At 73.0% G+C, this 23,753-nt stretch carries 14 protein-coding genes and 2 pseudogenes; 12 read left to right on the forward strand and 4 right to left on the reverse strand.

Annotation, left to right across the window (positions count from 1 at the left end; genetic code table 11):
- Positions 1-63: 63 nt before the first annotated feature.
- Complete coding sequence (locus OG842_RS21655) at positions 64-3,237, reverse strand: AfsR/SARP family transcriptional regulator (RefSeq protein WP_328512443.1); 3,174 nt, start codon at positions 3,235-3,237, stop codon at positions 64-66.
- A 227-nt stretch (positions 3,238-3,464) separates the two neighbouring features.
- Here OG842_RS21655 and OG842_RS21660 point away from each other — a divergent pair, with 227 nt between their 5' ends.
- The 6 genes from OG842_RS21660 to OG842_RS21685 all read left to right on the forward strand — a co-directional run bounded on the left by OG842_RS21660 (position 3,465) and on the right by OG842_RS21685 (position 15,346).
- A complete protein-coding gene (locus OG842_RS21660; protein ID WP_266731816.1) occupies positions 3,465-4,355 on the forward strand; it encodes a hypothetical protein in 891 nt (296 codons plus the stop codon).
- A 56-nt stretch (positions 4,356-4,411) separates the two neighbouring features.
- Positions 4,412-6,661, forward strand: a complete 2,250-nt coding sequence (locus OG842_RS21665) for a protein kinase domain-containing protein (protein ID WP_266731817.1) — start codon at positions 4,412-4,414, stop codon at positions 6,659-6,661.
- Complete coding sequence (locus OG842_RS21670; protein WP_443063994.1) at positions 6,658-8,829, forward strand: protein kinase domain-containing protein; 2,172 nt, start codon at positions 6,658-6,660, stop codon at positions 8,827-8,829. Before OG842_RS21665 ends, OG842_RS21670 begins: the two co-directional genes overlap by 4 nt.
- Positions 8,830-9,445: 616 nt before the next feature.
- Entirely contained in the window at positions 9,446-10,432 is a 987-nt protein-coding gene (locus tag OG842_RS21675; RefSeq protein WP_266731819.1) for a hypothetical protein, read from the forward strand.
- A gap of 106 nt (positions 10,433-10,538) precedes the next feature.
- The gene (locus OG842_RS21680; RefSeq protein ID WP_266731821.1) at positions 10,539-12,386 is read left to right on the forward strand and encodes an HSP90 family protein; all 1,848 of its coding nucleotides are present in this window, start codon (positions 10,539-10,541) and stop codon (positions 12,384-12,386) included.
- 2 nt (positions 12,387-12,388) lie between these two features.
- On the forward strand, positions 12,389-15,346 hold the full coding sequence (locus tag OG842_RS21685) for a tetratricopeptide repeat protein (protein WP_266731823.1): 2,958 nt from the start codon (positions 12,389-12,391) through the stop codon (positions 15,344-15,346).
- A gap of 154 nt (positions 15,347-15,500) precedes the next feature.
- Here the strand turns inward: OG842_RS21685 and OG842_RS21690 are convergent, their stop codons facing one another.
- Positions 15,501-16,457 carry a helix-turn-helix transcriptional regulator gene (locus OG842_RS21690; RefSeq protein WP_266731825.1) on the reverse strand — a complete coding sequence of 319 codons (957 nt, stop codon included), beginning with the start codon at positions 16,455-16,457 and terminating at the stop codon, positions 15,501-15,503.
- A 96-nt stretch (positions 16,458-16,553) separates the two neighbouring features.
- Between OG842_RS21690 and OG842_RS21695 the strand changes: the two genes are divergently transcribed.
- From OG842_RS21695 to OG842_RS21705, 3 genes and pseudogenes are all read left to right on the forward strand, one after another.
- The gene (locus tag OG842_RS21695) at positions 16,554-17,543 is read left to right on the forward strand and encodes an MDR family NADP-dependent oxidoreductase (protein WP_266731827.1); all 990 of its coding nucleotides are present in this window, start codon (positions 16,554-16,556) and stop codon (positions 17,541-17,543) included.
- A complete protein-coding gene (locus OG842_RS21700) occupies positions 17,540-18,664 on the forward strand; it encodes a winged helix DNA-binding domain-containing protein (RefSeq protein WP_266731829.1) in 1,125 nt (374 codons plus the stop codon). Before OG842_RS21695 ends, OG842_RS21700 begins: the two co-directional genes overlap by 4 nt.
- Positions 18,665-18,776: 112 nt before the next feature.
- Positions 18,777-19,479, forward strand: a pseudogene (locus tag OG842_RS21705) (serine hydrolase domain-containing protein); the annotation flags it as partial.
- Between the two features lie 21 nt (positions 19,480-19,500).
- Here OG842_RS21705 and OG842_RS21710 read toward each other — a convergent pair.
- Entirely contained in the window at positions 19,501-20,181 is a 681-nt protein-coding gene (locus OG842_RS21710) for a phosphotransferase (RefSeq protein WP_266731831.1), read from the reverse strand.
- Between the two features lie 222 nt (positions 20,182-20,403).
- Between OG842_RS21710 and OG842_RS21715 the strand changes: the two are divergent.
- The 3 genes and pseudogenes from OG842_RS21715 to OG842_RS21725 form a co-directional block, all read left to right on the forward strand.
- Positions 20,404-20,592, forward strand: a pseudogene (locus OG842_RS21715) (carbohydrate-binding protein); the annotation flags it as partial.
- 209 nt (positions 20,593-20,801) lie between these two features.
- A complete protein-coding gene (locus OG842_RS21720) occupies positions 20,802-21,635 on the forward strand; it encodes a dioxygenase family protein (protein WP_266731835.1) in 834 nt (277 codons plus the stop codon).
- Between the two features lie 151 nt (positions 21,636-21,786).
- Positions 21,787-22,005, forward strand: a complete 219-nt coding sequence (locus OG842_RS21725) for a hypothetical protein (RefSeq protein ID WP_266731836.1) — start codon at positions 21,787-21,789, stop codon at positions 22,003-22,005.
- Here the strand turns inward: OG842_RS21725 and OG842_RS21730 are convergent.
- Positions 21,968-23,665, reverse strand: a complete 1,698-nt coding sequence (locus tag OG842_RS21730; RefSeq protein ID WP_266731838.1) for a bifunctional 3'-5' exonuclease/DNA polymerase — start codon at positions 23,663-23,665, stop codon at positions 21,968-21,970. The two genes, OG842_RS21725 and OG842_RS21730, sit on opposite strands and share 38 nt — an antisense overlap.
- Positions 23,666-23,753 lie beyond the last annotated feature (88 nt).

A 23,753-nucleotide genomic window follows, 5' to 3' on the forward strand; every position in this document is an offset into this window, starting at 1 on the left:
GGGTGCGAGGGTGGTCCAGGAGTACTGCGCCGTCGGAAGGTGCGCGAGCCGGAACCGGCGAGATCAGGCATCCGAGTCCCGCCGGGTTGCTCGGGTTTCGTGCAGATCCGCATCTCGTGCCGTCACGGATGGTGCGCCACCGGGGGAGGGCGGCCGTCCCGGCTCCCCCGTCCCGGCCAAGGACAGGGCGATGTGGAACTGCTGCTCGGCCTCGGCCTGGTGGCCCGCTGCCGAGTAGGTGTGTCCGAGCCGGCGGCGGACCTCCATCTCCAGGGGCCTGCTGGTGTGCTCGGTGAGCGTGGCCAGGGCCTCTTGCTGGAGGGTGATGGCCAACGACAGGTCTCCTTCGCCGTGTTCCGCGGCGCCGAGCAGGGACAGGCTCGTCGCGCGCAGCTGCAGGTCGCCGACCTCCTGGGCCAGGTCCGCTGCGCGTCTCGCCACGTCTTTGACCTTCGCGCGCCGGTCGAGTGCCAGGTGGGCCTCGGCGATGAAGCACAGGGTCTTGCTGATCATTCTGGGGTGGCCGATCTTCTCGGCGAAGGCGAGGGAGGTGGCGTAGTACGTGAGTGCCTCCTCGTGCCGTCCCTGCTGGTCGTGGAGGGCGCCGAGGTTGCAGCTCGACATCCCGGCCAGCCAGTCATCGTCGAGCCGGGCCGCCAGCTCCATGGCCTCGCTCAGGTGGGCGACCGCCTCCGGGATGCGGCCCAGAGCACGCTCCGCAGCGCCCAACCCGGCGGTTGCCCGGGCCTGCTCGCGCAGGTCGCCTTGGTGGCGGGCGAGGCGCAGCGCGTCGGTGCACCAGGCGTGGCCCTGCTGGAAGCGCCCCTGATAGAGGTCCGCGACGGCCATGCAGTTGCGCAGGGCGGAGGGCATCCGCCGGTCGTCGGCCACGTCCGCGCTGGGCAGTGCGAGCTCCAGGGCCGAGCGGCACTCGTGGTAGCGGCCCTGACGGACCAGCGGGTCGACCAGGGATTCGGCGATCCAGCAGACGTGGTCGTGCTGCCCGGTGGCGGCCGCGTAGGCGATCACGTCGAGCAGTTGGCCGCCCGCGGCGTCCAGCCATGCGTCGGCGTCCTGCCAGTTCGAGAAGGGGGAGTGGGAGACGTCCGGGCCGGTCGGGAAGCCCTCGGGGCCCCAGTCGCTGGCGATGCGGCCGGCGGCTGTGTAGAGGTGCAGCACGGCGGCGCGGTCCGCGGCGGTCTCCTCGGGTACGGCGGCGGCCAGGCGGCGCGTGTGGTCGCGTACGAGATCGTGCAGCCGGTAGCGGCTGAGCCGCGGCTGCTGCAGCAGGCTCGCGTCGACCAGGCACTCCAGGAGGTCCTCGGTGTCCTGGCGCGAGCGGCCCAGCATGACGGCGGGGGTGAGCCCGTCGAACTCGGCGGTGGGGGACTGGCCCAACGCCCGGAAGACGCGCTGCAGTTCAGGGGTGAGCTGGTCGTAGGACATCCGGAAGGCGGCTTCCACGCTGCGGTCCTCGGCCCGGAGCTCGCCCAGGCGGCGTTCGTCGTCCGACATCCGGCCGACCAGGTGGGCCAGTGTCCAGGACGGACGGTTCTGCAGCCGGGCCCCGGTGATCCGCAGCGCCAGCGGCAGACCGCCGCAGCGGCGTGCGAGTTCCTGCGCGGCCTCCGGTTCCTGTTCGGCGCGCGCCTCGCCCAGCAGATGCGTGAGCAGCGTGACAGCCTCGCCCGTGCCCAGCGGCTCCACGGTGAGCCGTCGGTCGGCGTCGAGGCCGGGCAGCCGCTGGCGGCCGGCCACCAGCACTGGGCTGCCCGGGCCCGCGGGCAGCAGCGGGCGCACCTGTTCCGCGCTGCGGGCGTCGTCCACGACCAGCAGCAGCCTCAGGGAGCTGGTGGCCGCGCGCCAGGCGATGACCAACTCGTCAAGTTCGTCCGCCAGTTCGCCGTCGACGCCGTGGACGGCACGGAGTAGCCGGTGCAGTGCGCGCTGCGGGCGCAGGCTCTCGTGGGGGACGCCGTGCGCGTGCAGGTCCACGAACAGGCAGCCGTCCGGGTACTGGTCGTGCAGCGTCCAGGCAGCGCGGACCACCAACGCGGTCTTGCCGACGCCCGCCGTGCCGTCGACGGCGGCCACGGAGACGGAGCCGGGAGGCACGGGCGTGGTGAGCAGGGCGAGTTCTGTCTCCCGGCCGACGAGCCAGGCAGTGTCGCCGGGGAGTTCGTTGCGGTGAGGTCGTGGCGGGTGCAGGGGATGCTCGGGTGCCGATGCCGATGCCGATGCCGATGCCGATGCCGATGCCGATGCCGATGCCGGTGTGGGTGCGGATGGCGGTGCCGGGGCCGGTGCTTGTGCTGCGTCGGATCCGGCGGTGCGGGGCAGCGGTGCCCGGCCGAGCAGCATCAGGTCGTCCCGGCGCAGTACGCCTTGGTGTACCCGGCGCAGTTCCTCGCCGGGCTCCACCCCCAGCTCGCCGCGGAGCCGGTCCCGGGTCTCCTGGTAGGCGGCGAGTGCCTCGGTCTGCAGGCCGCTGCCGTACAGCGCGCGTATGCGCAGGGCGGCGAGCGGCTCGTCGTGCGGCTGCGCCGTGGGCGCGGCCAGGAGCTCGTCCAGAGCCTCCGTGTACCGGCCCAGGAGGACCAGGCACTCCGCCCGCTCCTGATGGAGGGTGCGCCGCTGCCGGGCAAGTCGCTGCCGCTCGGCGTCGGCGAACGGCCCGGGCAGGCCGGCCAACGGCTCCCCGCGGAACAGGTTCAGTGCCCGCGTACAGCCGTCGAGAGCGGTGGCGAGGTCGCCCGCGGCCTTCGCCCTGCGGGCCGCGGCGGCCTGTCCGGCCAACTCGCCGATGTCCGTGCGGGCTTGGCCGGGTACGAAGCGGTAGCCGCCGCGCTCGCCGCGGATCGCGGATGCGGCGGGGCCGGTGCCGGGCGCGTCCAGTGCCTTGCGCAGGGGGTAGACGTAGCTGGGCAGGACCCGGCGGCCCGTGCCCGGGGGTTCGAGCCCCCATACGTCGTCGAGCAGTTGCTGGTGGGTGACGAGCGTCTCCGCGCGCAGGATCAGCGCGGCCAGCACCGCCTGACGTCGCACGGGCCCCAGGTCGAGGGGCGCCTCGCCGCGGTGGGCTTCGACCGGGCCGAGCAGGTCGAGGCGCAGCCGATCCGCCGCATCCTGCGCACCCGTCGTACCTGCTGTGTCTGTCGCGGCTGTCGTGCCGGTCGCATCCGCCGGATCCCACGCGCCCACGCCTGAGCCGACTGTGTCCGCTGTGTTCGTGCCCACGCCGCAGCCCCCCATGGTCCCCGTAGTTCCCCGTTGCTCTGCTGCAGCCGAGTCGTCTGCCGCCGCCGAGTCCTCTGTTTCATCAGAATTTCATCGGAATTGCAGTGTCTCGCGAGAGGGTTCGGGATGTTGTGCCGGGTCCCGGTCGACCGTCGCTCCGGCCTGGCCCCATGGGACGGGTTCCTGCCGGTCCCGAGGGCATGAACCGTACGAAAGCGAGCTGTTCCGTGAGTGAGACCCCGCAGGTGGACCCCCGGCAGGGCTTCGGCGAGAGCCGTCCCACCCAGCCGCTCGGGCAGGGCACTCCGGCCTGGGGACCCGCGGCGCAGGGACCCGGCCAGGCGCCGCCCCCGATGCCGGGTCAGGCGCCGCCGCCCGTCCCGCCGCAGGCGCCGGGTGGGCCCTCGGCCTGGTCGCAGCCGGTTCCGGCGGGCGGTCCGGGCAACCCAGGCCCGCGCGGCGGCCGTTCGCGCATCTGGCTGATCGGTGGCGTTGCGGCGCTCGCCGTGGCCGTGATCGTCGGCGGGGTCATCGCCACGTCAGGGGACGGCGACAAGGGCACCGCGTCGGGCAAGCCCTCCGGCTCCCCGGGAGACGCCGCCAAGCCGGAGGCGCCGTCGGGCAAGGCGTTCACCAAGGTGCCCAAGGGGTGCGAGCTGATCAAGGCCTCCACCATCGAGAAGATCGCGCCCGGAGGCGAGTGCACGCCCGGCTTGATGGACGACAAGGATCTGGCCTCGATGATCACCAGGATGCCGAGGTGGGAGCACCCCGGCTACGGCGGCGCCTATCAGAGCCTTGACGTGAACCTCATGGTCGGCACGACGGCCAAGAGCACGTACGGCATGAACAAGAAGACCGCTCTCAAGGACCTCGGGGGCATGCGCAAGGTGCAGGAATCCCGGTCGGTCAGCGGGCTCGGCGAGGAGGCCTTCGTCGTCGACACCGTCGACACCATGGACGGGTCGCTGGCACAGGCTGAGGTGATCGTCCGTGAGGGCAACGCCTCGCTCACCACGAACTTCACCTACAGTCGGGATACCTCCGACACCACCCGGAAGCAGGCCGAGGACGCCGCCATCACCGCCGCCCGTGATGTGCTGGGCTCACTGAGCTGACCGCCCGCGGCAACGACGTGCACACACCCCCACACGGAGGCAGCGACCCCACGGCCATGCAGCCTGCGCACACCACAGTGCCGCAGCCGCCGGCCGCGGCGACCCGGCCGGTCACCGCCGTCCCGCGGCCGCCCGGGCAGGTCTCTCAGCAGCAGAGCCCTGCCCGGATCGGCCCCTACGAGGTCTTCCAACTCCTCGGCGAGGGCGGCATGGGCAAGGTGTTCCTGGCCAGGTCACCGGGATCGCGCCTGGTCGCCCTGAAGGTCATCCGGCCCGAGTACGCCGAGGCGTCGAACTTCCGCGGGCGTTTCCGGCGCGAGGCCGAATCCGCCCGCCGGGTGAGCGGATTCTTCACCCCGCCGGTGCTCGACGCGGACGCCGATGCCCCACAGCCCTGGCTGGCCACGGCCTACGTCCCCGCGCCGTCGCTGCACGATGTCGTACGCAGCTTCGGTGTGCTGCCCGAGCCTGCCCTGCGGGCCCTGGGCGCCGGCCTCGCGGAGGCGCTGCTGGCCATCCATGACACCGGCATCGTCCACCGCGACCTCAAGCCCGGCAACGTACTCGTCGCCGAAGACGGGCCCCGCGTCATCGACTTCGGCATCAGCAGGGCGGTGGACGCCACCCAGTTGACCCGGACGGGCGCCGTGATGGGGACGCCCGGGTTCATGGCGCCCGAGCAGATCGTGTCGAGCCGCGAGGCCGGACCGGCGGCCGACGTCTTCTCCCTGGGCTGCGTCCTGGTCTTCGCGGCCACCGGGCGGGGCCCCTTCGGCGCCGGAGGGACGGCCGAGATCCTCTACCGGGCCGTCCACCATCAGCCCCAACTGGACGGCGTTCCCCAGGCGTTGAGGCCGCTGATCGGTTCCTGTCTGGACAAGGATCCCGCCCGCAGGCCGCCCGCCGCGTCGGTGCTGGCCGCGCTGGGGGCAGCCGACCCTGCCGCGCTGCTCACCGAGGGCCTGCGGGAGGACCTGGCGCGGCGGGAGGCGCACGCCGCCGTTCTGGTGGCCGCACCGCCCGTGCCCACGTCCCTCGCGCCGCCCGTCGACCCGCTCGCCACCGCCGTCCCGAGCGGGCCGAGTCGCCGCAGGTTCCTGTGGATCGCCGCGGCCGGTACCACCGTCGCAGCGGGCGCAGGCGCCGCGACGCTGGCCGGGGGGTGGTCGAAGCCTGGCAGGACCCCGGACCGGGCCGGCGGCAGCGCGGGCGCCACCGGCCTGCCCGAGCCCACGGTTCCGGCCGGCCCGAAGCCGCAGTGGTCGGCTCCGCTGAAGAAGCTGGAGAGCGGACAACTGCGGCTCCTCGGCGACACGTTGGTGCACTGGGACCAGGGCAGCGCGTACGCCTATGACGCCGCGACCGGGGAGGAACGCTGGACGGGTTCGCTGCGCGCACCCTCCGACGTCTCGGGGGATCCGAAGTGGCTGGGCGTGCACGGATCGATGCTGTACGCCGAGGCCTGGGGCGGCGAGCGCGGCTATCTCCTCGGTGTCGACGCCACAGGCAAGCAGAAGTTCACCCACGCGGTCACCCAGCAGGGCGCCGGCACCCAGTCCGCCGACTCCGTCGAGAGCGTTCTGTCCGTCGCCGGTTCGGTCGCCGTCGTCGGCACCGGCGGCGACGACGGTTATGGCGTGCGCGCGGTCGATATCGACTCGGGCGAGGTGCTGTGGTCGCGCATGGTCAAAGGCAGCGACTTCCAGGCTTACGCCGACGGAAGCTTCTGCTTCCTGCAGGACAACGGCACGCTCCGCGGACTCGGCCTGCGCTCGGGCACCGAGCGGTGGCAGGTCCGGGACGTCATCGAGCCCGGCGCCTATCCGCACCTGTCCACCGACGGCAAGACCCTGCTCGTCACCAGCACCAAGGTGCAGGCCTTCCGCGCCGCCGATGGCGAGAGACTGTGGACCGCCGTCAACGAGACGACCACCATCAGCCCGGCCAGGGTCCGCGGCAAGCGGGCCTATGTCTACGACGGTCCGGGCACCGTGTTCGCCCTGGACATGCAGAGCGGTGAGCAGGTGTGGCACACAGCGAGCCCGGTGGACCTGACGACCACCGGCGGTGCATACGACCAGGGGCCCACCGTCTCCGCGTCCGTGGTGGCCATCGCCACGTTCGCCACCGGCGACGTCCCGGGGTTCGTCGTCCTGCGCGCCTTTGACGGCAAGCCGCTCTGGGCGCACCAGCCCTCCGGGAGCAGAGCCGGGGGCAAGAACGACTGGCTGCTGCAGACCTCCGGCAGCACCCTCTTCGCCGCATCCGAGACCACCCTCTACGCCTTCCGGAGCGACACCCCGTGACCACGCCGCCGCCCCCGCCGATGCCGTCCGCGCGCCCCCTGCAAGCCGCCTCACCCGCCTCGTACATCGGCCCCTACCGGGTGATCCGGGAACTCGGCGCGGGCGGCATGGGCCTCGTCCACCTCGCCGCATCGCGCAGTGGCCGCGCGGTGGCCGTCAAGGTCGTACGTCCCGAACTGGCCGCCGACCCGGATTTTCGCCGCCGCTTCAAGGCCGAGGTGGACGCCGCCCGCGCGGTCTCCGGCGCCTTCACCGCGCCGGTCGTCGACGCCGACCCCGAGGGGCCCCAGCCCTGGCTGGCCACCGCGTACATCCCCGGCCCCTCCCTCGCCGACGCCCTGGACGCCCACGGGCCCATGCCCGAGTCCACCCTGCGCGTGCTCGGTGGCGGCCTGGCCGAGGCGCTGGCCGCGATCCACCGCGCCGGGCTCATCCACCGCGACCTCAAGCCGTCCAACATCCTGCTCACCCTGGACGGCCCCAGAGTCATCGACTTCGGCATCAGCCGGGCCGTGGACGGAACCGTGCTCACCGCCGAGGGCCAGGTCGCCGGCTCGCCCGGCTTCATGTCGCCCGAGCAGTCGAGAGGGGGTGAACTCACGCCCGCCAGCGATGTGTTCGCCTTCGGCGCCGTGCTCGCCTTCGCCGCCACCGGCATCCCGCCCTTCGGCACCGGTGCGGCCCACGCCCTGCTCTACCGGGCCGCCTACGAGGATCCGAAGCTGAACGGCGTCCCGCACGGCCTGCTCGGCATCGTCGCCGCCTGCCTCGACAAGGACCCCGCCCGGCGCCCCACCGTCGAGCACCTGCAGGCCTGGCTGCGCCCGGAGACCACCGCCGGCTGGCTCGGCGCGGTCGAACTGCGGGTGACCGAGGACGAGCGCACCCTGCAGGACGTGGTACGCACCCCGCTGCTCAGCCGCCGCCGGTTGTTGACCGGCGGCGCGGTGCTCGCCGTTACCGCGGCGGCCGGGGGCACCGCCTGGTTCCTGCACTCACGGGGCGAGGACAGCAAGGACACGGTCGCCACCCCCGAACTGGACTGGACCAATGAGCTTCCGCAGCCCACCATGTCCCTGCGCGCGGTGACCCGGTCCACGCTGCTGTGCACCCAACTGGCCTCCGGTGCCTGCTTCGACCGGGACACCGGCAAGCTCCTGTGGAAGGACCTCGGCGGCCAGAACACCGACGCCCTCACCGACGACAAGCGCGTCTACACGGTACGTACCGACGGCAAGGTGCACGCGTTCGACGGCCGGTCCGGCGAGGAGGTGTGGGACGCGTCCCCGGCCGGGGACAGCGCGCCCGAGCTGGACTTCTCGGACGGCGAGTTGGTGGTGACCATGAGCGGCGGGCGCATCCAGGCCCTGGAGGCGTCGAGCGGCGAGGTGCGGTGGACCTCGGCCGACGTGGAAGACGTGAGCATGGTCCTCGGCGCCACCCCGGCGGGCGCGCTGCTCGCCTGGGGCGGCGCATCGAAGACGAACCCGGCCGCGACGCTCAACGGATACACGGCCCTCGACCCGGACACGGGCAAACGCGTATGGGCGAAGGATCTCGTCACCCTGTACCCACCGGACAAGAGCAAGGTGCTCTACGGCATCGACGCCGACATGAAGCTGCTCGCCCTCGACCCCGACGACGGCGAGACGCTCTGGAGCAGTCCCACCGAACTCCCGCCGACGAACAGCGAGATCCTCGGCCTCACAGGGTCCATGAGCCTGATCGAGGGAACCCTCTTCTGCTACCCGAGCACCAACTTCAACGGCTCGACCCGCGGCTTGCTCGTCGCCTTCGACCCGGCGTCGGGCAAGACCCTGTGGACAGTGCAGACCGCCGCCGACGGCAACCGCGGCTACGCACGCGCCGGCGCGACCGTCTGCTACCTGGACAAGAAGATCCTGCACGGGATCGACGCCAAGACCGGCGCGAGACGCTGGACGGCAGGGTCAGGCCTGGCCGACCTCGATTTCCTGGGCGCCCTGCGCGGACTCTTCCTCGCCGCGGGCAAGAAGGGCCTGTACGCCTTCGACGCCGAGACCGGCAAGCAGGTCTGGCACTATCAGGCCACCGGCGGCTCCGGCTCCTGGTCGACGCACGCCGTCGGCGACCACCTGTACGCCACCTGGTCCGGCAGGCTCTTCCGCTTCTCGGTGCCCAAGGCATAGGCGAACCCGCCTCAGGGAATACTTGAATCGCCCTCCCTTGAGCCATTCCATCAGCGCACAGGTTCCCTCGCTCCTGTGGAGCGCGACGAGCCAACCCGGGAGATTCGGTACCGACTGCGCTCCGAGTCCGTGACCGTCCCGCGAACGTCGGTAGACGCAAACGCCTACTGCGTCGCGGGCGCGTGATCGCGGGGGAAAGCCCGTTCCGATGGCTTCTCTCGCGGGTGGTGGCTGCTCTGCAGGGCAGTGACAATGCTGCTCAGGTGGCCTGATACCTCCATAGGTGCGGCCGGAGTGCGGCCGGACGCCTTTGGGCGAGATAGCACAGGGTGTGATGGCGGGACCGTCCGCACCTCTTCCGATCAGGCAAAACAGCACCCGGTGGCACGAGCCGGAATCAGCTGTCACGAACGCCCGTGGTCTCGTGATGCGTAGGTCTCGGGTTCGAATCCCGAAGGGCGGCTCCGCAGAAAACCCGAGGTCGGGATCGAGGCCGGGATCGAGGCCGAGATTCCGGCCCGAGGTGTGAAGTATCCGTGAATACTCCGTGGAAGCGATGTCGGTGGTGCCGCTTATGCTGCACCGGACGATCGCGCGGGACCAGGGGAGGGCTCGGATGTTCGGCAGGCTGTTCGGCAGGGGTGGGGAGAGACCGGCGGCGGATCCGTACGCTCTGCCCGTTCCACGTCGGCAGAGGAACGGGATGTACACGCTGCACGCGCTCGGTGATCAGCGGGTGCTCGGGCTGGTGGAGGCGGCCGGTGCGGGGGACTGGGAGGGGGTCAAGGCGGCGTTGGTGCCGTTCGACCTCGGACGTGACCACGGAGTCCTGGACCAGTTGGCCGACTTGGACGGTGTGCAGGACTGGATCGGCCGTGCCGTCGAGGAGGACAAGGAGCACCGGGCGACGGCGTTGCTGATATCCGGGGCGCGTCACGTCAGCTGGGGCTGGGAGGCGCGTACGGCCGAGCGTGCGGTGAACGTCACGCAGGATCAGTGGCGGGTCTTCCACGAGCGGCTCCACATCGCCGAGGAGCAGCTGTTCGAGGCCGCCGAGTTGCGGCCGGAGTGGGTCGCGCCGTGGCACCGTCTCCTCATCTCGGGCCGCGGCATGTCGTTGGGGGACGTCGTCAACCGGACCCGTCTCGACGCCGCCCTGCGCCGTGATCCGCTGGACCTGGAGACCCACATCGACTGGGTGTCGCAGTTGCAGCCCCGTTGGGGCGGCGAGCCGGGGCAGGCCCTGGCGTTCGCCCGCGACGCGTTCGCCCGCGCCCCCGAGGGGCACCGGATCGGCTGTGTGATCGCCATGGCGCACATCGATGAATGGGTCGAGTCGGAGAGCGTGGGCTGCCTCGAAACCCCTGAGATCCAGGCCGAGTTGAGGAATGCGGCCGATCACAGCATCCTCCATCCCGGCTATGTGCGGAATCCGGGCTGGCAGCGGGACTTCAACATGTTCGCCATGGCCCTGTCGCTGGCCGGCGAGCGTCACACGGTCCGGCGCGTCTTCCAGGCGCTCGACGGCGCCTGCACGGAATGGCCCTGGTCCTACTTCGCGGAGCCCCAGAAGCAGTTCGCCCGCTTCCAGCGCCGCGCCTGAGCGTACGCCGGTCCCGGTCCCGGCTCTCGTACCGATACCGCCTGCTGCCGGTGCCGATGCCGGCCGCACCCTGTCACCCGTCGCCCCTTTCACCCCGGACTGCCTGATGACATTGCCCGACACCGCCGCGACCCCGGCCGGCGCCGATCGCACCTTCCAGGTGGATCTGCGCGGCCTCGTCGATCTCCTCTCCCACCACCTCTACTCCAGCCCACGCGTCTACCTGCGCGAACTCCTGCAGAACGCGGTGGACGCGCTGACCGCGCGGAGCGGCCTCGCGCCGGACGCACCCGCCGACGCCTTCGGCATCCGCCTGTACGCCGACGGTTCGGTGGTGCGTGTCGAGGACGACGGCGTCGGTCTCACCGAGGACGACGTGCACGCCTTCCTCGCCACGATCGGGCGCAGCAGCAAGCGCGCCGAGCGGATCGCCGAGCAACGCGGCGACTTCATCGGCCAGTTCGGGATCGGGCTGCTCTCCTGCTTCCTGGTCGCGGACGAGATCCACGTCCTGAGCCGCTCCGCCCGCACCCCCGACGCACACGCCGTGGAGTGGCGGGGGCGCGGCGACGGCAGCTACACCGTCCGCACCCTGCCCGCGTCCGCCCGCCCCCGGCCCGGCACCACCGTCACGCTGACGCCGCGCGCCGACACGGACGAGTGGACCCGGCCGGCGCAGGTGCACGCGCTGGCCCGGCAGTTCGGCTCCCTGCTGCGCCATCCGGTGACCTTCGACGACGGCACGGGGGGAGCGGGCGCGGCCGTCAATGCGGAGCCCGCGCCCTGGGCGCGTTCGTACCCCACGCCGGGGGCCCGTTCCCGGGCGCTTGCCGCGTACGGCGAGGAGGTCTTCGGGTTCACGCCGCTGGACACCATCGAGCTGGACCTGCCGGCCGTGGGCCTGAAGGGCATCGCGTGCGTGCTGCCCGAGGCGGTGCCGGCCGGGCGCCGCCACGGCCACCGCGTGCACGTCAAGGGCATGCTGCTGTCCGAGCAGGCCGAGGAGATCCTGCCCGAGTGGGCGTTCTTCGTCCGCTGCGTCGTCGACGCCGAGAGCCTGCGCCCGACGGCGTCCCGCGAGTCCCTGTACGAGGACGACACGCTCGCCGCCGTCCGCGACGCCCTCGCCGAGCGGTTGCGCGCGTGGATGGCGCGGGCCGCCGCCAGCGATCCGGACCTGCTCGGCCGGTTCCTCCAGGCCCACCACCTGGCCGTGAAGTCGCTCGCGGTGCACGACGACGAGATCCTGCGGATGCTGCTGCCCTGGCTGCCGTTCGAGACCACCGACGGGCACACCACTCTCGACGAGTTCGCGCGTACCCACCGCACCGTGCTCGTGACGTCGAGCGTGGAGGAGTTCAGGCAGGTCGCGGCGATCGCCTCGGCCGCCGGGCTCGGTGTCGTCAACGGCGGCTACACGTATGACCGCGAACTGGTCCACCGGCTGCCCGAGATCAGGCCCGAGGTCAGCGTCGCCGACCTCGACCCGGCGACCCTCACCGCCCACCTCGACCCCGTCGACCGCGAGACGGAACTGGCCGCCGTGGCCTACCTCGCCCTGGCCCGCGACGCCCTCGCCGTCTTCGACTGCGATGTCGCGCTGCGCACCTTCCAGCCCGCCTCCGCCCCCGCCCTCCTCGTGGACAGCCGCGAGGCCCGGCACGAGCGGACCCGCTCCCGGCTCGCCCGTGAGCAGGAGGGCGGCGTGTGGGGCGACATCCTCGGCGCCCTGCGCCAGGAGGCCCCGCGGGCCCAGCTGATCCTCAACCAGCTCAATCCGCTGGTCCGCGCCGCCGTCACCATCGAAGAGCCCGAACTGGCCCGTACCAGCGCCGAAGCCCTTTACGGGCAGGCCGTGCTGCTGTCCCGGCGCCCGCTCAGGCCCGCCGAATCGAGCCTCATCAACCGCTCCTTCCTCGACCTCCTCGCCCACGCCCTCCGCAAGGACAGCTGACGATGACGACCGCACCCCAGAACACCGACGAGCTGTACCAGGCGCTCCAGGAGAACGACCGGCGCCCCTACGGCCGCGCCCGCACGGTCACCGCCGAGGAACTCGTGGACGCCGCCGAGCAGTTCGCGGAGCCCGTCCCGCTGGTCCACGCGCTCTTCGAGCTCCAGGAGGCGTACACCTACGGCTCCGAGCCCCGGAAGTCGCCCGTCGTCTTCGCCCGCCTCCTCACCCTGTTCGACGAGCAGCCCGACGTCTTCGACGAGCGCCGGCGCCACACCCTGTTCTGGCGGTTCAAGTGGGTGGCCAACGCCCTGCGCGTGCTGCCCGAGATCCCGCTGGCCAGCCTGCGCCAGTGGCTGACGGAGATGCGCGACCGGTACGAGAAGGCCGGCCTGGGCCTTCAGCCGTACTACGGCCAGGCGTACCAGCTGGCCGCCCACATCGGCGAGGACACCACCCTCGCCTACGAGCTGTGGGCCGGCCGCTCCCGGACCCGGCTCAGCGACTGCGAGGCCTGCGAGATCTGCGAGCGCGCCCTGTATCACCTCGCGGCGGGCGACGACGAACGGGCGCTGAGCGCCTGGGAACCCGTCCTGGCCGGGACGGAATCCTGCCAGGAGGAGCCGGCCCGCTCCGTCTCGTACGCGCTGCTGCCCCTGCTGCGCGACGGCCGCGCCGACCGGGCCCGTGAACTGCACCTCGCCGGTTACCGCAACTGCCGCCGCAACCCCTCGATGGCGGGAGAGGTGGGCCGGCACCTGGAGTTCTGCGCGCTGACCGGCAACGAGACACGCGGCCTGGAACTGCTCGCCGAGAACCGGAACCTGTTCGGCGAGGTGGACTCGCCGCTGGACCTGTTCGACTTCCTCACCGGCGTGGAGGTCCTCCTCCAGCGCGTCGAGCTCCTCGGCCACGGCGAGCTGCCCGCCGCCGGATACGCGGGCCGCAGCTGGACGGTGGCCGGACTGCGCGCCGAGGTGCGGGGCCGCGCCGACGACCTCGCCGCCCGCTTCGACGCCCGCAACGGAACCACGGCCCACACCGACCGCCGCAGGGCCCGCCTCGACCGGGCCCCGCTCGTGGACGCGCTGGAACTCACCCTGCGCACCCGAGGCCTCGACGAGGTGACCCCGGCCGCCCCGGTTGCCGCGCCCCCGGCCCGTAAGGCCGCCGCCGTCCCGGATTCGCTGCCCGAACTCATCGTTCGCGCCAGGGAGTTGGATGTTCAGGGGCACCCGGACGCGAAGGCGTGCTGGGCGAAGCTGCGTACGCTCGTCGCCGCCGGCGGCTACAGCCATCCCGACGACCCGGCCGTGGGGCCGCTCGCACAGCTGCGCGCGGACCTGCTGGGCGACGAGGCGAGCCGGGCGGGTGACCGGAACGAGTTCGCCGAGGCCGCCGCTCTCCAGGAGGAGGCCGCGGGCCTGTACGACGACGCCGGGCTGCCGGGCCACGCGGCGGTCGCCCGCGCCTGCGCCCTGCTCGCCGCCGCCGAGGCCCCCGTGGAGAGCGACGCCGAGACCCCCGTGGAGGGCGACGCCGCCGCCGAGGCGAAGGCCGCCGCGCTGGGCACCGCCCACGCGTCCATGGTCCGCCTGCACGAGGAGACGGCCGGCCTCGCCCCGCACCAGGAGGCCCGTCTGCTGCGGCTGCGGGCGACCGCGCTGGGCATGCGCCTGCAGAACTCGGGGAACGAGGAGCACGTCGCGCCGGTCCTCGCCGAGGCCGACCTGCTGCACGCGCTCGCCACCCGGCACGACCTCGGCGGGCAGATCTCCCGCGCGCTGCTGATCCGGGCCACCACCCACGCCCTCTCCGGTGACCTGCCCGTCGCGGTCACCGAGATCGACGGCCTTCTCGACCGGCTGAAGACACAAGGCCCCGCCTGGTACCTGCCTCACACGCTCGCCCTGCGCGGCCGGATCCACCTCGCCCTCCAGGACGCGCGGACCGCACGGGCGGACCTGGCCGAGGGCCTGCGGCTGGCCGCCGACTGGCCGGCCGACGCGGTCGAGACCGCCCGCCTCCACAGCGATCTGGCCGAGGCGTGCATGCACCTCGGCAGCCCCGACGAGGCGCTGCGGCACCTGACGCGCTCGGCGGAGCTGCAGCTGCGCGGCGGCAGCCGGACGGACGCGTACTGCGCCTACAGCAACGCGGCTCAGCTCTGCCTCGACCTGGGCCGGGTCGAGGACTGCATCGCGCTGCTCGACTCCCTCCTGGCCGAACCGGACGTCGCCGCCGGAGAGGTGGACGACCGGCTCGTCGCCCAGCTGCGCCTGACCCGCGCCCGCGCGCTGCACGCGGGGGAGGACCTCAAGGTCGCCGCGGCGGAGCTCGTCGCCCTCGCGGCCGAGTCGGCCGGCTGGGAGGACGACCCGGGGAGCCACGCCATGATCGCCGCGGAGGCGGCCGTACTCCTCGGCGAGTCCGGTGAGTTCGGCCGGGCGCGCGAGGCCGTGGACCAGGCGCTCGCCGCCCATGCGCGGGCCCCGCGCTACGAGCAGCTCAGCAACTGCCTGCGCGAACTCGCCCGTCTCCAGGCCGAGCAGCAGGGCCCCGACGGCCTGGCCGACGCCCTCGCCCTCCTCGCCGAGGCCGGCCGGATCGCCGACGAGGCCCGCGCCGCCGAGTACGAGGCCCGCGGCCGTTCCCTGGACACCGCCCTGGCCTACGAGCACGGGCGGGTCAATGCCTACGCCGGTGAGTTCGAGGACGCCCTGGCCGCTCTGGAGAAGGCCCTCGCCCTGCTCGGTGAGCCGGGGGCGGAGGAGGACCACGCCGGCGAGTGGGCCGAGTGCGTCCGTCTCGCGGGTGCCGTGGAGGGCATCTACCTGGAACGGCCCGCCGCCGCCCTGCCCCGCCTCGCCTCGGCGGTGTCGCGTCTGAACGCCCTGGGCCACACCGAGGAGACCGAGCCGCTGACCGCCTTGGCGGCACGGCTGCGGGACGAGGAGTGACGCCCCGCCCGTCCCTGCGCGCGCCGGACGGATGCGGGCAGGGGCGGGCGATCTGCGCGCGTCGATGCGATGGGTGATTTGCCCGCGTCGACGCGTCGAGTGATCCGGCCGCGCCGGTGCGCCCGGTGATCTGCCCGCGAGGTGGCGGGGCAGGTCACCGGGGCGGGCGGGTGGCCCGGAGGAAGCGGGCGCCCCATTCGTGGACGTGTGCGACGAACTCCGGTGGTCCGAGGACCTCGAACTCGGCTCCCATGTTGCCCAGTGCCTGGGCCGGCCAGTCGAGGGAGGTGGAGGACATGGTGAGGCGGCAGCTGGCGTCGTCGAGCGGTTCGATCGTGCCCCACTGGCCGACCGTCCGCCGGATCCGCTCGGCGGGTGCGTGGACCAGGACCTCGACCCGGTACGGGGCGGGGGCGCCGCCCGTCGTCCGGACGAAGGCCGCGGCGTCGTCGGCCGGGAGCGGGCGGGGCCGGAAGCGCGTGCCGGTCGCCGTCGGCCCGGTCAGCCGGTCGAGGCGGAAGCTGCGCCAGTCGTGCCGGTGCAGGTCGTAGGCGACCAGGTACCAGCGTCCGTCACTGGCGACGACGCGGTGCGGCTCGACCTCGCGCTCGGTCGGTGCCGAGCCCCTGGCCGTGTAACCGAACCGCAGCCGTTCCTCGTCCCGGCAGGCCTGGACGATCGCGGTGAGCACCCCCGCCGCGACGACCGGCCCGGACACGGAGGCGGAGACGGTCATCGCTCCCAGGGCGTCCACCCTGGCCCGCAGCCTGGGCGGCAGGACCCGTACCACCTTGGTCAGCGCCCGCAGGGACGCCTCCTCCATCCCCGCGATCCCGCTCCGTGCGGCGTCGCCGATGCCGACCGCGAGAGCCACCGCCTCCTCGTCGTCCAGCAGCAGCGGCGGCAGTACGGCGCCGGGTGCGAGCTGGTAGCCGCCGTCCGTGCCCCGGGCGGCGCTGACCGGGTAGCCGAGCTCGCGCAGCCGGTCGATGTCGCGGCGCAGGGTCCGCTCGGACACCCCGAGCCGGCCGGCCAGTTCGAGGCCGGGCCAGTGGCGGTGGGTCTGCAGCAGCGAGAGCAGTCTGAGCGTCCGTGAGCTGGTGTTCGCCATGCCCGGATCCTCTCGCGACTTCCGGCCGGAAAGTGGCCGGAAGTCTTCCTAGAGTCGATCCCGAAGGCCGAACCGGACCGACGTGAGGACCAGAAAATGATCACCCGTGAGATCCAGCTGGCAGCCCGGATCACCGGCATCCCCGCCCCCGAGCACTTCACCGTCGCCAAGACGGAGGTGGACGGCGAGGTCCTGGTGCGGACCGACCAGGTGGGGCTCGCCGCGACGTACCTGGAGCTGATGCGGGCCGACTGCACCATCCCGGTGCCCGCCTGGGAGCCCGGCCAGCGGGTGGGGGTCGCCACCATCGGCACGGTCGTCCGGTCCGACAGCCCCGAGCTCGCGGTCGGTGACCTGGTCCAGTCGATGACCGGCTGGAGCGAGTACTCGGCGGGTCCGGCCGCCGGGTACGTCAAGCTCGACCGCGGGCTCTTCGCCGACCCCGGCCACCACCTCGGCCAGGGGCCGACCGCGTACTACGGGATGGCCGACGTGGCGGGCGTGGGCGAGGGCGACGTGGTGTTCGTCTCCGGGGCGGCGGGCGGGGTCGGCTCGCTGGCCGGGCAGATCGCCAGGTGCCTCGGGGCGGCGCGGGTGATCGGCAGCGCGGGGAGCCCGGAGAAGGTCGACTACCTGGTGAACGAGCTCGGTTACGACGCCGCGTTCGACTACCACGACGGCTCCCCGGCGGACCGGCTGAGGGAGCTCGCGCCCGACGGCATCACGGTGTTCTTCGACGTCGTGGGCGGCGAGCAGTACGACGCCGCGTTGCGGGCGGCCCGGCCCGGCGCGCGGTTCGCGCTGTGCGGCTCGCTGTCGAGCCAGCTCGGCGACGCGGCGGAGCGCTTCCCGAAGCCCGACCAGGAGGCGGCCGAGGCCAGGGGCGTGAGGCTGCTGCCGTTCTCCTGCTACCACACACCCGATCAGATCGCGGCCTGGCGGGAGTGCTTCAGCACCTGGCTGGACGCGGGCTGGTTCGTCCACCCGCAGACGGTGGTCGAGGGCGGGATCGAGGACGTACCGGCGGCGTTCCTGGCCCTGCTCCAGGGCTCCTACCGGGGCAATGTGTCGGTGCGGCTGTCGTGACCACCCTCTCCCTCCGGACCCTGAACCGGGCGTTGATGGACCGCCAGTTCCTGCTGGCCCGTACCGATCGCACCGTGCTGGAGGTGATCGGGCGGCTGGTCGCGCTCCAGGCGCAGGAGCCCAACTGGGCCTACGTGGGGCTGTGGAGCAGGATCCACGGCTTCACGCAGCCGCAGCTCACCGCGTTGCTGGCGGACCGGCAGGTGGTCCGCTCCGGACTGCTCCGCTCCACCCAGCACCTCGCCGCGGCCGACGACTTCCGCCTGCTGCGGCCGCTGCTGCAGCCCGTGCTCGACCGTACCGCCGGCTCGCCGCACTTCACCCGGAACAGCTCCGGCCTGGACGGGGCTTCCCTGGTGGCCGAGGCGCTCGGGCTGCTGGCGGGCGGAACCCTGTCGCGCAAGGAGCTGGCCCGGCGGCTGGCCGAACGCCATCCGGGCCGCGACGGGCGGATCCTGGCCGGGCAGGTGGAGCTGAGCACCCCGCTCGTCCACGGCGCGGCCACCGGCGCGTGGGGCTCCTGGGGCAACCGGTCGGCGGTCTCCGTCACGCCCGCCGAGGTCTGGCTGGGCCGGCCGATGGCGACCGCGGCGACGGCGGCTTCCGCCCGGGAAGCGGCGAAGGGGCTGATCCGCCGCTATCTGGCCGGCTTCGGCCCGGCCGGTGTGAAGGACGTACAGGCATGGTGCGGGCTGACCCGCCTGGGCGAGGTCGTCGCGGAGATGGGCGGCGAACTGCGCCGCTACCGCGACCCCGACGGCCGGGAACTGTTCGACCTGGCCGACGCGGAGCTGCCCGACCCCGGGACCCCCGCCCCGGTGCGGCTGCTGCCGGCCTTCGACAACGTCCTGCTCGGCCACGCCGACCGCACCCGGGTCATCAGCGACGAGGACCGCGCACACGTGATGCCCGGCCAGGCGCGGGTGCGGCCGACCTTCCTGATCGACGGCCGGGTGCACGGAACGTGGTCCCTCGACGCGGGCACGCTGTGGCTCACTTCGCTCCGGCCGCTCTCCGCGACCGACCGGGCGGCCCTGGAGGAGGAGGCGGAGCGGCTGCTGCCGTTCGTGGGAGGCACGGCGGTGCACTGCGGCGAGGCGGTGGTGAGCCGGTCGTCCTGAGCCCTGCCGTCGGCGATACGTCGATACGGCGGCCGCGGTCGCTGTCCGTGCCCCCGTCGGCGATACGGCAACGGCGGTCGCTGTCCGCGCGCCCCCGCCGCCGCGGGCTCCCGGCTTCTTCACGGCGCTGACGAGCGACCCGCAACGGCACTTCACGCCGCAGGAGTTGCTGGACTTCTCCTTCAAGCACCCCATGCAGTTCCAGCCGGGCGAGAAGTTCGAGTACTCCAACACCAACGCGATTCTGCTGGGGCTCGTGGTGGAGAAGGCGAGCGGCCGGCCGCTGGCGGACTACCTCGAACGGAACGTCTTCGAGCCGGCGGGCATGAACCACACGTTCCTGCCCCGGACCGCGGCGTTCCCCGCCCCGCACGCCCAGGGGTACACCGACCGGACGGCGACCGGCAGGACCGAGAACGCCACGTACTGGAACCCCTCCTGGGCATGGGCCGCCGGGGGTGCGGTCTCCGACCAGCGGGACCTGCGGACCTGGGCCCGGGTGCTCGCCACCGGCACGCTGCTCAGCCCGGCCCCAGGCCGAGCGGCTGAAGACGGCCCCCAGCGATCTGCCGGACACCGGCTACGGCCTGGGCATCTTCGACGCACATGGCTGGATCGGGCACAACGGCTCGCTGCCGGGGTACGAAGCCCTGGTCATCTACCTGCCGGAGGCGAGGGCGACCCTGGTCGTGCTCCTCAACACGGACACCGACCACCGGGGTTCGGAGCCGAGCACCCTCTTCGGTGAGGCGATCACCCGCGTCGTGACCCCGCAGCACGTCTATTCGCTGCCGGCCCGGCCCGCCGCGAAATGAGCCGGGCGACGGTGGCGGTTCTCAGGCCTTCAGCTCCGTGATCAGGGAGGTGGCGTCGCCGATGAGGGCCACCTCGTGCGGGCTCATCGTCGGGTTGGCGGCGCGTCGCGAGGCGGCCTCGGCCAGGTGACGGGCGGGGATGCCGCCGGACGCGGAGAGGTGCGGCAGCAGGGCGTCCAGCAGGGAGCGGGCGTCGGTCGACGCGGGGGAGCGGGGATCGACCGCCACCTGGGCCAGGATCAGGGACGACATGGCCCGGTCCGCGGCCGGGACGCCCTCCTCGGTGTTGCTCCAGTCGATCACCACCGGACCCCGGTCCGTCAGCATCACGTTGTCCGGGTGCAGGTCCAGGTGGAGGATCCGGTCCTCGGGGTCCGGGGAGAGCCTGGCCGGGACAGTGTGGAGTTCGGCGAGGAGGCCGGCCAGCATGGCTGCCGCCTCGGCCGCCGGCAGTTCGCCGGCCACCATGGAGTCCAGCATCGTCGGGCCGGTCAGGCGTTGCAGCATCAGGTCGCAGGGGGGCGTCTTCGAGTTCCGGGGGCCGAGGCGGGGGACCGGGAAGCCGTGCGCGCCCAGGTAGGACATGACCATCCACTCGTGGGTGGCGTCCTTGCCGTCGCGGTAACGGCGCAGCACCCACTTCTCGTCGAGTGCGTACACATCGGCGGACCGTCCCGCACCCAGTAGCTCACCAATTCGCATGAGGCGAACCTACGGGGGCGGACGCCGGGTGTGGGGGGTGAGGCGGGCGAGACGGGGTCGACAGCGCCGGTCAGGGGCCCCATAACGCGAAGTGAGGGGGTGGACGGGATCTCCTGGGGATGACGTGTACGCGGCTACCTTGACGTCAATTCCCCCGAAGTCGAGGAGAGTTCCGTGGAGAGCTCCATGCTCCGCAGACGTGCCCTGGCCGCGTGTACCGCCAGCGACACCCCGACCGACCCGCCCACCGACCCGCCGACCGAGCCGGGCGGCACCTGGGCGGCCGGTACGACGTACGCGGCGGGCGACGTCGTGACGTACGGCTCCGACAGCTACCGCTGCCTCCAGCCGCACCAGGCGCAGCCCGGCTGGACACCGCCGAACGTGCCGGCCCTCTGGCAGCGCGTCTGACGGCCGTCCCGCGCAGCCCCGGCCGTTCCGTGATCCCGGCGGGTCCGTGATCCACGGCCGGTCCGGTGGCCCAGGCGGCTCCGGCGGGGCCGCCGCCGCATACCGCGCCCGCCCGGCCTCAACTCCACGCCTCCCGGCCGGGCGGCGCGCACCTCCCGCCCCCGCTCCGTGTCATGCACGTGCCCTTCCCCCCACCCGAGGAATCAGCCATGACCCCAGAACCGACCGAAGGCCCCGGCGGCGACCGCCGGATCAGCCGCAAGACACTGCTCAGGGCGGCGCTCGTCGCCGGGACCGTCCCGCTGCTCGCGGGCGGAGGCGTCGCGCTGGCCCGCGACGCCGGCTCCGCCGGCCGGCCGCTGGTGCCCACGCCGAACTGCGACGACGGCGACGGCCCGACCCACGAGCAGATCGAGGGACCCTACTTCAAGCCCGACTCCCCGCTCCGTACCAGCCTGGTGACCGGCAGCACGCCCGGCGTGCCGCTGACCGTGAGCGGCTTCGTCTTCGGGCGGGGCTGCAAGCCCGTCCCCGGAACGCTGCTGGACTTCTGGCAGGCCGACACCAACGGCGCGTACGACATGAGCGGATTCGCCTTCCGGGGGCACCAGTTCACCGATCAGTCGGGGGCCTTCAGCCTGACCACGATCGTGCCGGGGCTGTACCCGGGGCGCACGCGCCACATCCACGTCAAGGTCCAGGCAACCGGCTCGGGCATCCTGACCACGCAGCTGTACTTCCCCGACGAACCGCGCAACAACACCGACTCGATCTTCGACCCGGCGCTCCTGATGAACGTCCGGGAGATCGGCTCGGGGCGGGAGGGGACGTTCGACTTCGTCCTCGACATCGACCAGGGCCCGACCGACCCGCCCACGGATCCGCCGACCGACCCGCCCGGCTCCACCTGGGCGGCCGGAACGCTCTACAGCGCGGGAGACCGCGTCACGTACGGCGGGGTCGCGTACCGCTGTCTGCAGGCGCACTCGGCGATGGCCGGCTGGGAACCGCCTAACGTCCCCGCGCTGTGGGAACGCGGGTAGGCACGCGGCACGGCGGGCGTACGCCGCTGCGCGGGCGCGCCCCGGGGGTTCTTCCCCGTGGGCACGTTCCGCGTGGCGGAGTAGCCTGGATACGTACGGCTCCCGGTGAGCCGCTCGTGTCGGCCTGCGCATCGAAGGGGGCCGGTATCGCATGGAAACCCTGGTCACCGTCGTCGTCGTTCTCGCGATGATCGCGATCGCAGCGTTCGTCATCCATCTGCTCAATGCCCGGCACCGGCATCAGCATCTGCGTCCGGCGCACTACGACGGCGGGCTGGCCGGGTTCGACGAGGGTCCCGGCCCTGCTCCCCGTACCGGCCCCGGTACGGGCTCTACTTCGCATCCGAATAACGCTCCACCACCGCCGTAGTGAAAGGGAAACGCACCGGTGTCTCACCGAAGGCGGTCCGCCCGGCCAGCTCACCGGCCGCCCGGATCGCCTCCACCACGGCCTGAGCCTCCTCCTGCGGGCAGTGCACGATCACCTCGTCGTGCTGGAAGAAGACCAGCTCCGCCCGGAGACCGGCCGAGGCGAGCGACCGGCGCAGGGCGGCCAGGAGCAGCAGAGCCCAGTCGGCGGCGCTGCCCTGCACCACGAAGTTGCGGGTGAAGCGACCCCGGGCGCGGGCGTTCGACGACGCGTAACCAGGGGTGAACCCGCCGCTGTCGGCAGGGGGCGGATCGGGGCTCTCCTGCGGGATGCCGGCCTCCTCGTCCGCTCCGCTCCCGGCCGCGGGAGGACTGGTCCGGCCCAGCCACGTCCGTACGAGACGGCCTTCCTCGCCCGCCTTCGCGGCATCGTCGACATAGGCCACGGCCAGCGGGAACCTCCGGCGCAGGGCGGCCAGATTCTTCAGCCCGTCGCCCGAGGTCTGGCCGTAGACCGCGCCCAGCAGCGCGAGCTTGGCGTGGTCCCGGTCGCCGTGGAACGCCCGGTCCGACAGCGCCGTGTACAGGTCGCCGTCATGGCCGGCCACCTCCATCAGACCGGGGTCGCGGGAGATCGCGGCGAGCACCCGGGGCTCCATCTGGTCGGCGTCCGCGACGACCAGGCGCCAGCCCTCGTCGGCGACGACCGCCCGGCGTATCACCTTGGGGATCTGGAGCGCACCGCCGCCGTTGGTAGTCCAGCGGCCGCTGACCGTGCCGCCCGGCAGGTACTCGGGGCGGAAGCGGCCGTCGCGCACCCAGTCCTGGAGCCAGCTCCAGCCGTGCGCCGTCCAGATGCGGTACAGCTTCTTGTACTGGATGAGGGGCTCCACCGCCGGGTGGTCCAGCCCCTCCAGCTCCCAGCGGCGGGTGGACTTCACCTTGATCCCGGCCTGCGCGAACGCCTTGACCACATCGGCGGGGAGGTCGGGGCGGACCCTTCTGCCGAAGGCGGCCGAGACCTCGTCGGCCAGCTCGGCCAGCCTGCGGGGCTCGCCGCCGCCCGCGTAGCGCTCGCCGAGCAGTTCGTCCAGCACGTCGCGGTGGACGTCGGCGCGCCAGGGGAGGCCGGATCCGTTCATCTCCGCGGCGACCAGCATGCCGGCCGACTCGGCGGCCGTGAGCAGGCGCATCCTGCCCGGGTGCGCGGTGGCGTCGTGCCGGCGGAGCTGGTCGGCGTACACCTGGAGCAGGTCCTCGAAGGGGAGCTGCGTGCCGGAGCGGGGCTCGAAGAGCGAGGACTGCGAGCCGGGCTCCGCGGAGCGGGCCGGGGGATCGGGGGGCACGGGGGCGTTGTGCAGGCGGGCGTGGGCGGCGGCTGCGGAGCGGGGTTCGCCGAGCCGGCCCTCATGGGCGAGGAGGAGGGATTCGGCGACCTCGATGTCGTAACAACGGTCCACGGGGACGCCGGCCGCGAGCAGCCGCGGGTAGATCTCGGCGGTGGACCGCCACACCCAGCGGGTGACGTCCGGGCGGGAGCGGACCGCCGCCACCAGGTCGGGTTCGGTCACGACCGGGGCGGCGGGCAGGCCGGTGGGGGCCAGCGGGGCGAGGAGGGCGCCGCCGGTCTCCGTCATGGCCAGAGCCCACCGTTCGGTCATGCCTTCGATTCTGGCAGCCGGCACTGACAGCGGACGGTGGGCGGGCGGTGCGTGTCCCCCGGTCCGCGGGTGCCGGGAACGGAACCGG

Origin of the sequence: Streptomyces sp. NBC_00376, assembly GCF_036077095.1 — a bacterium.
In the GTDB taxonomy this organism is placed as follows: Bacteria; Actinomycetota; Actinomycetes; order Streptomycetales; family Streptomycetaceae; genus Streptomyces.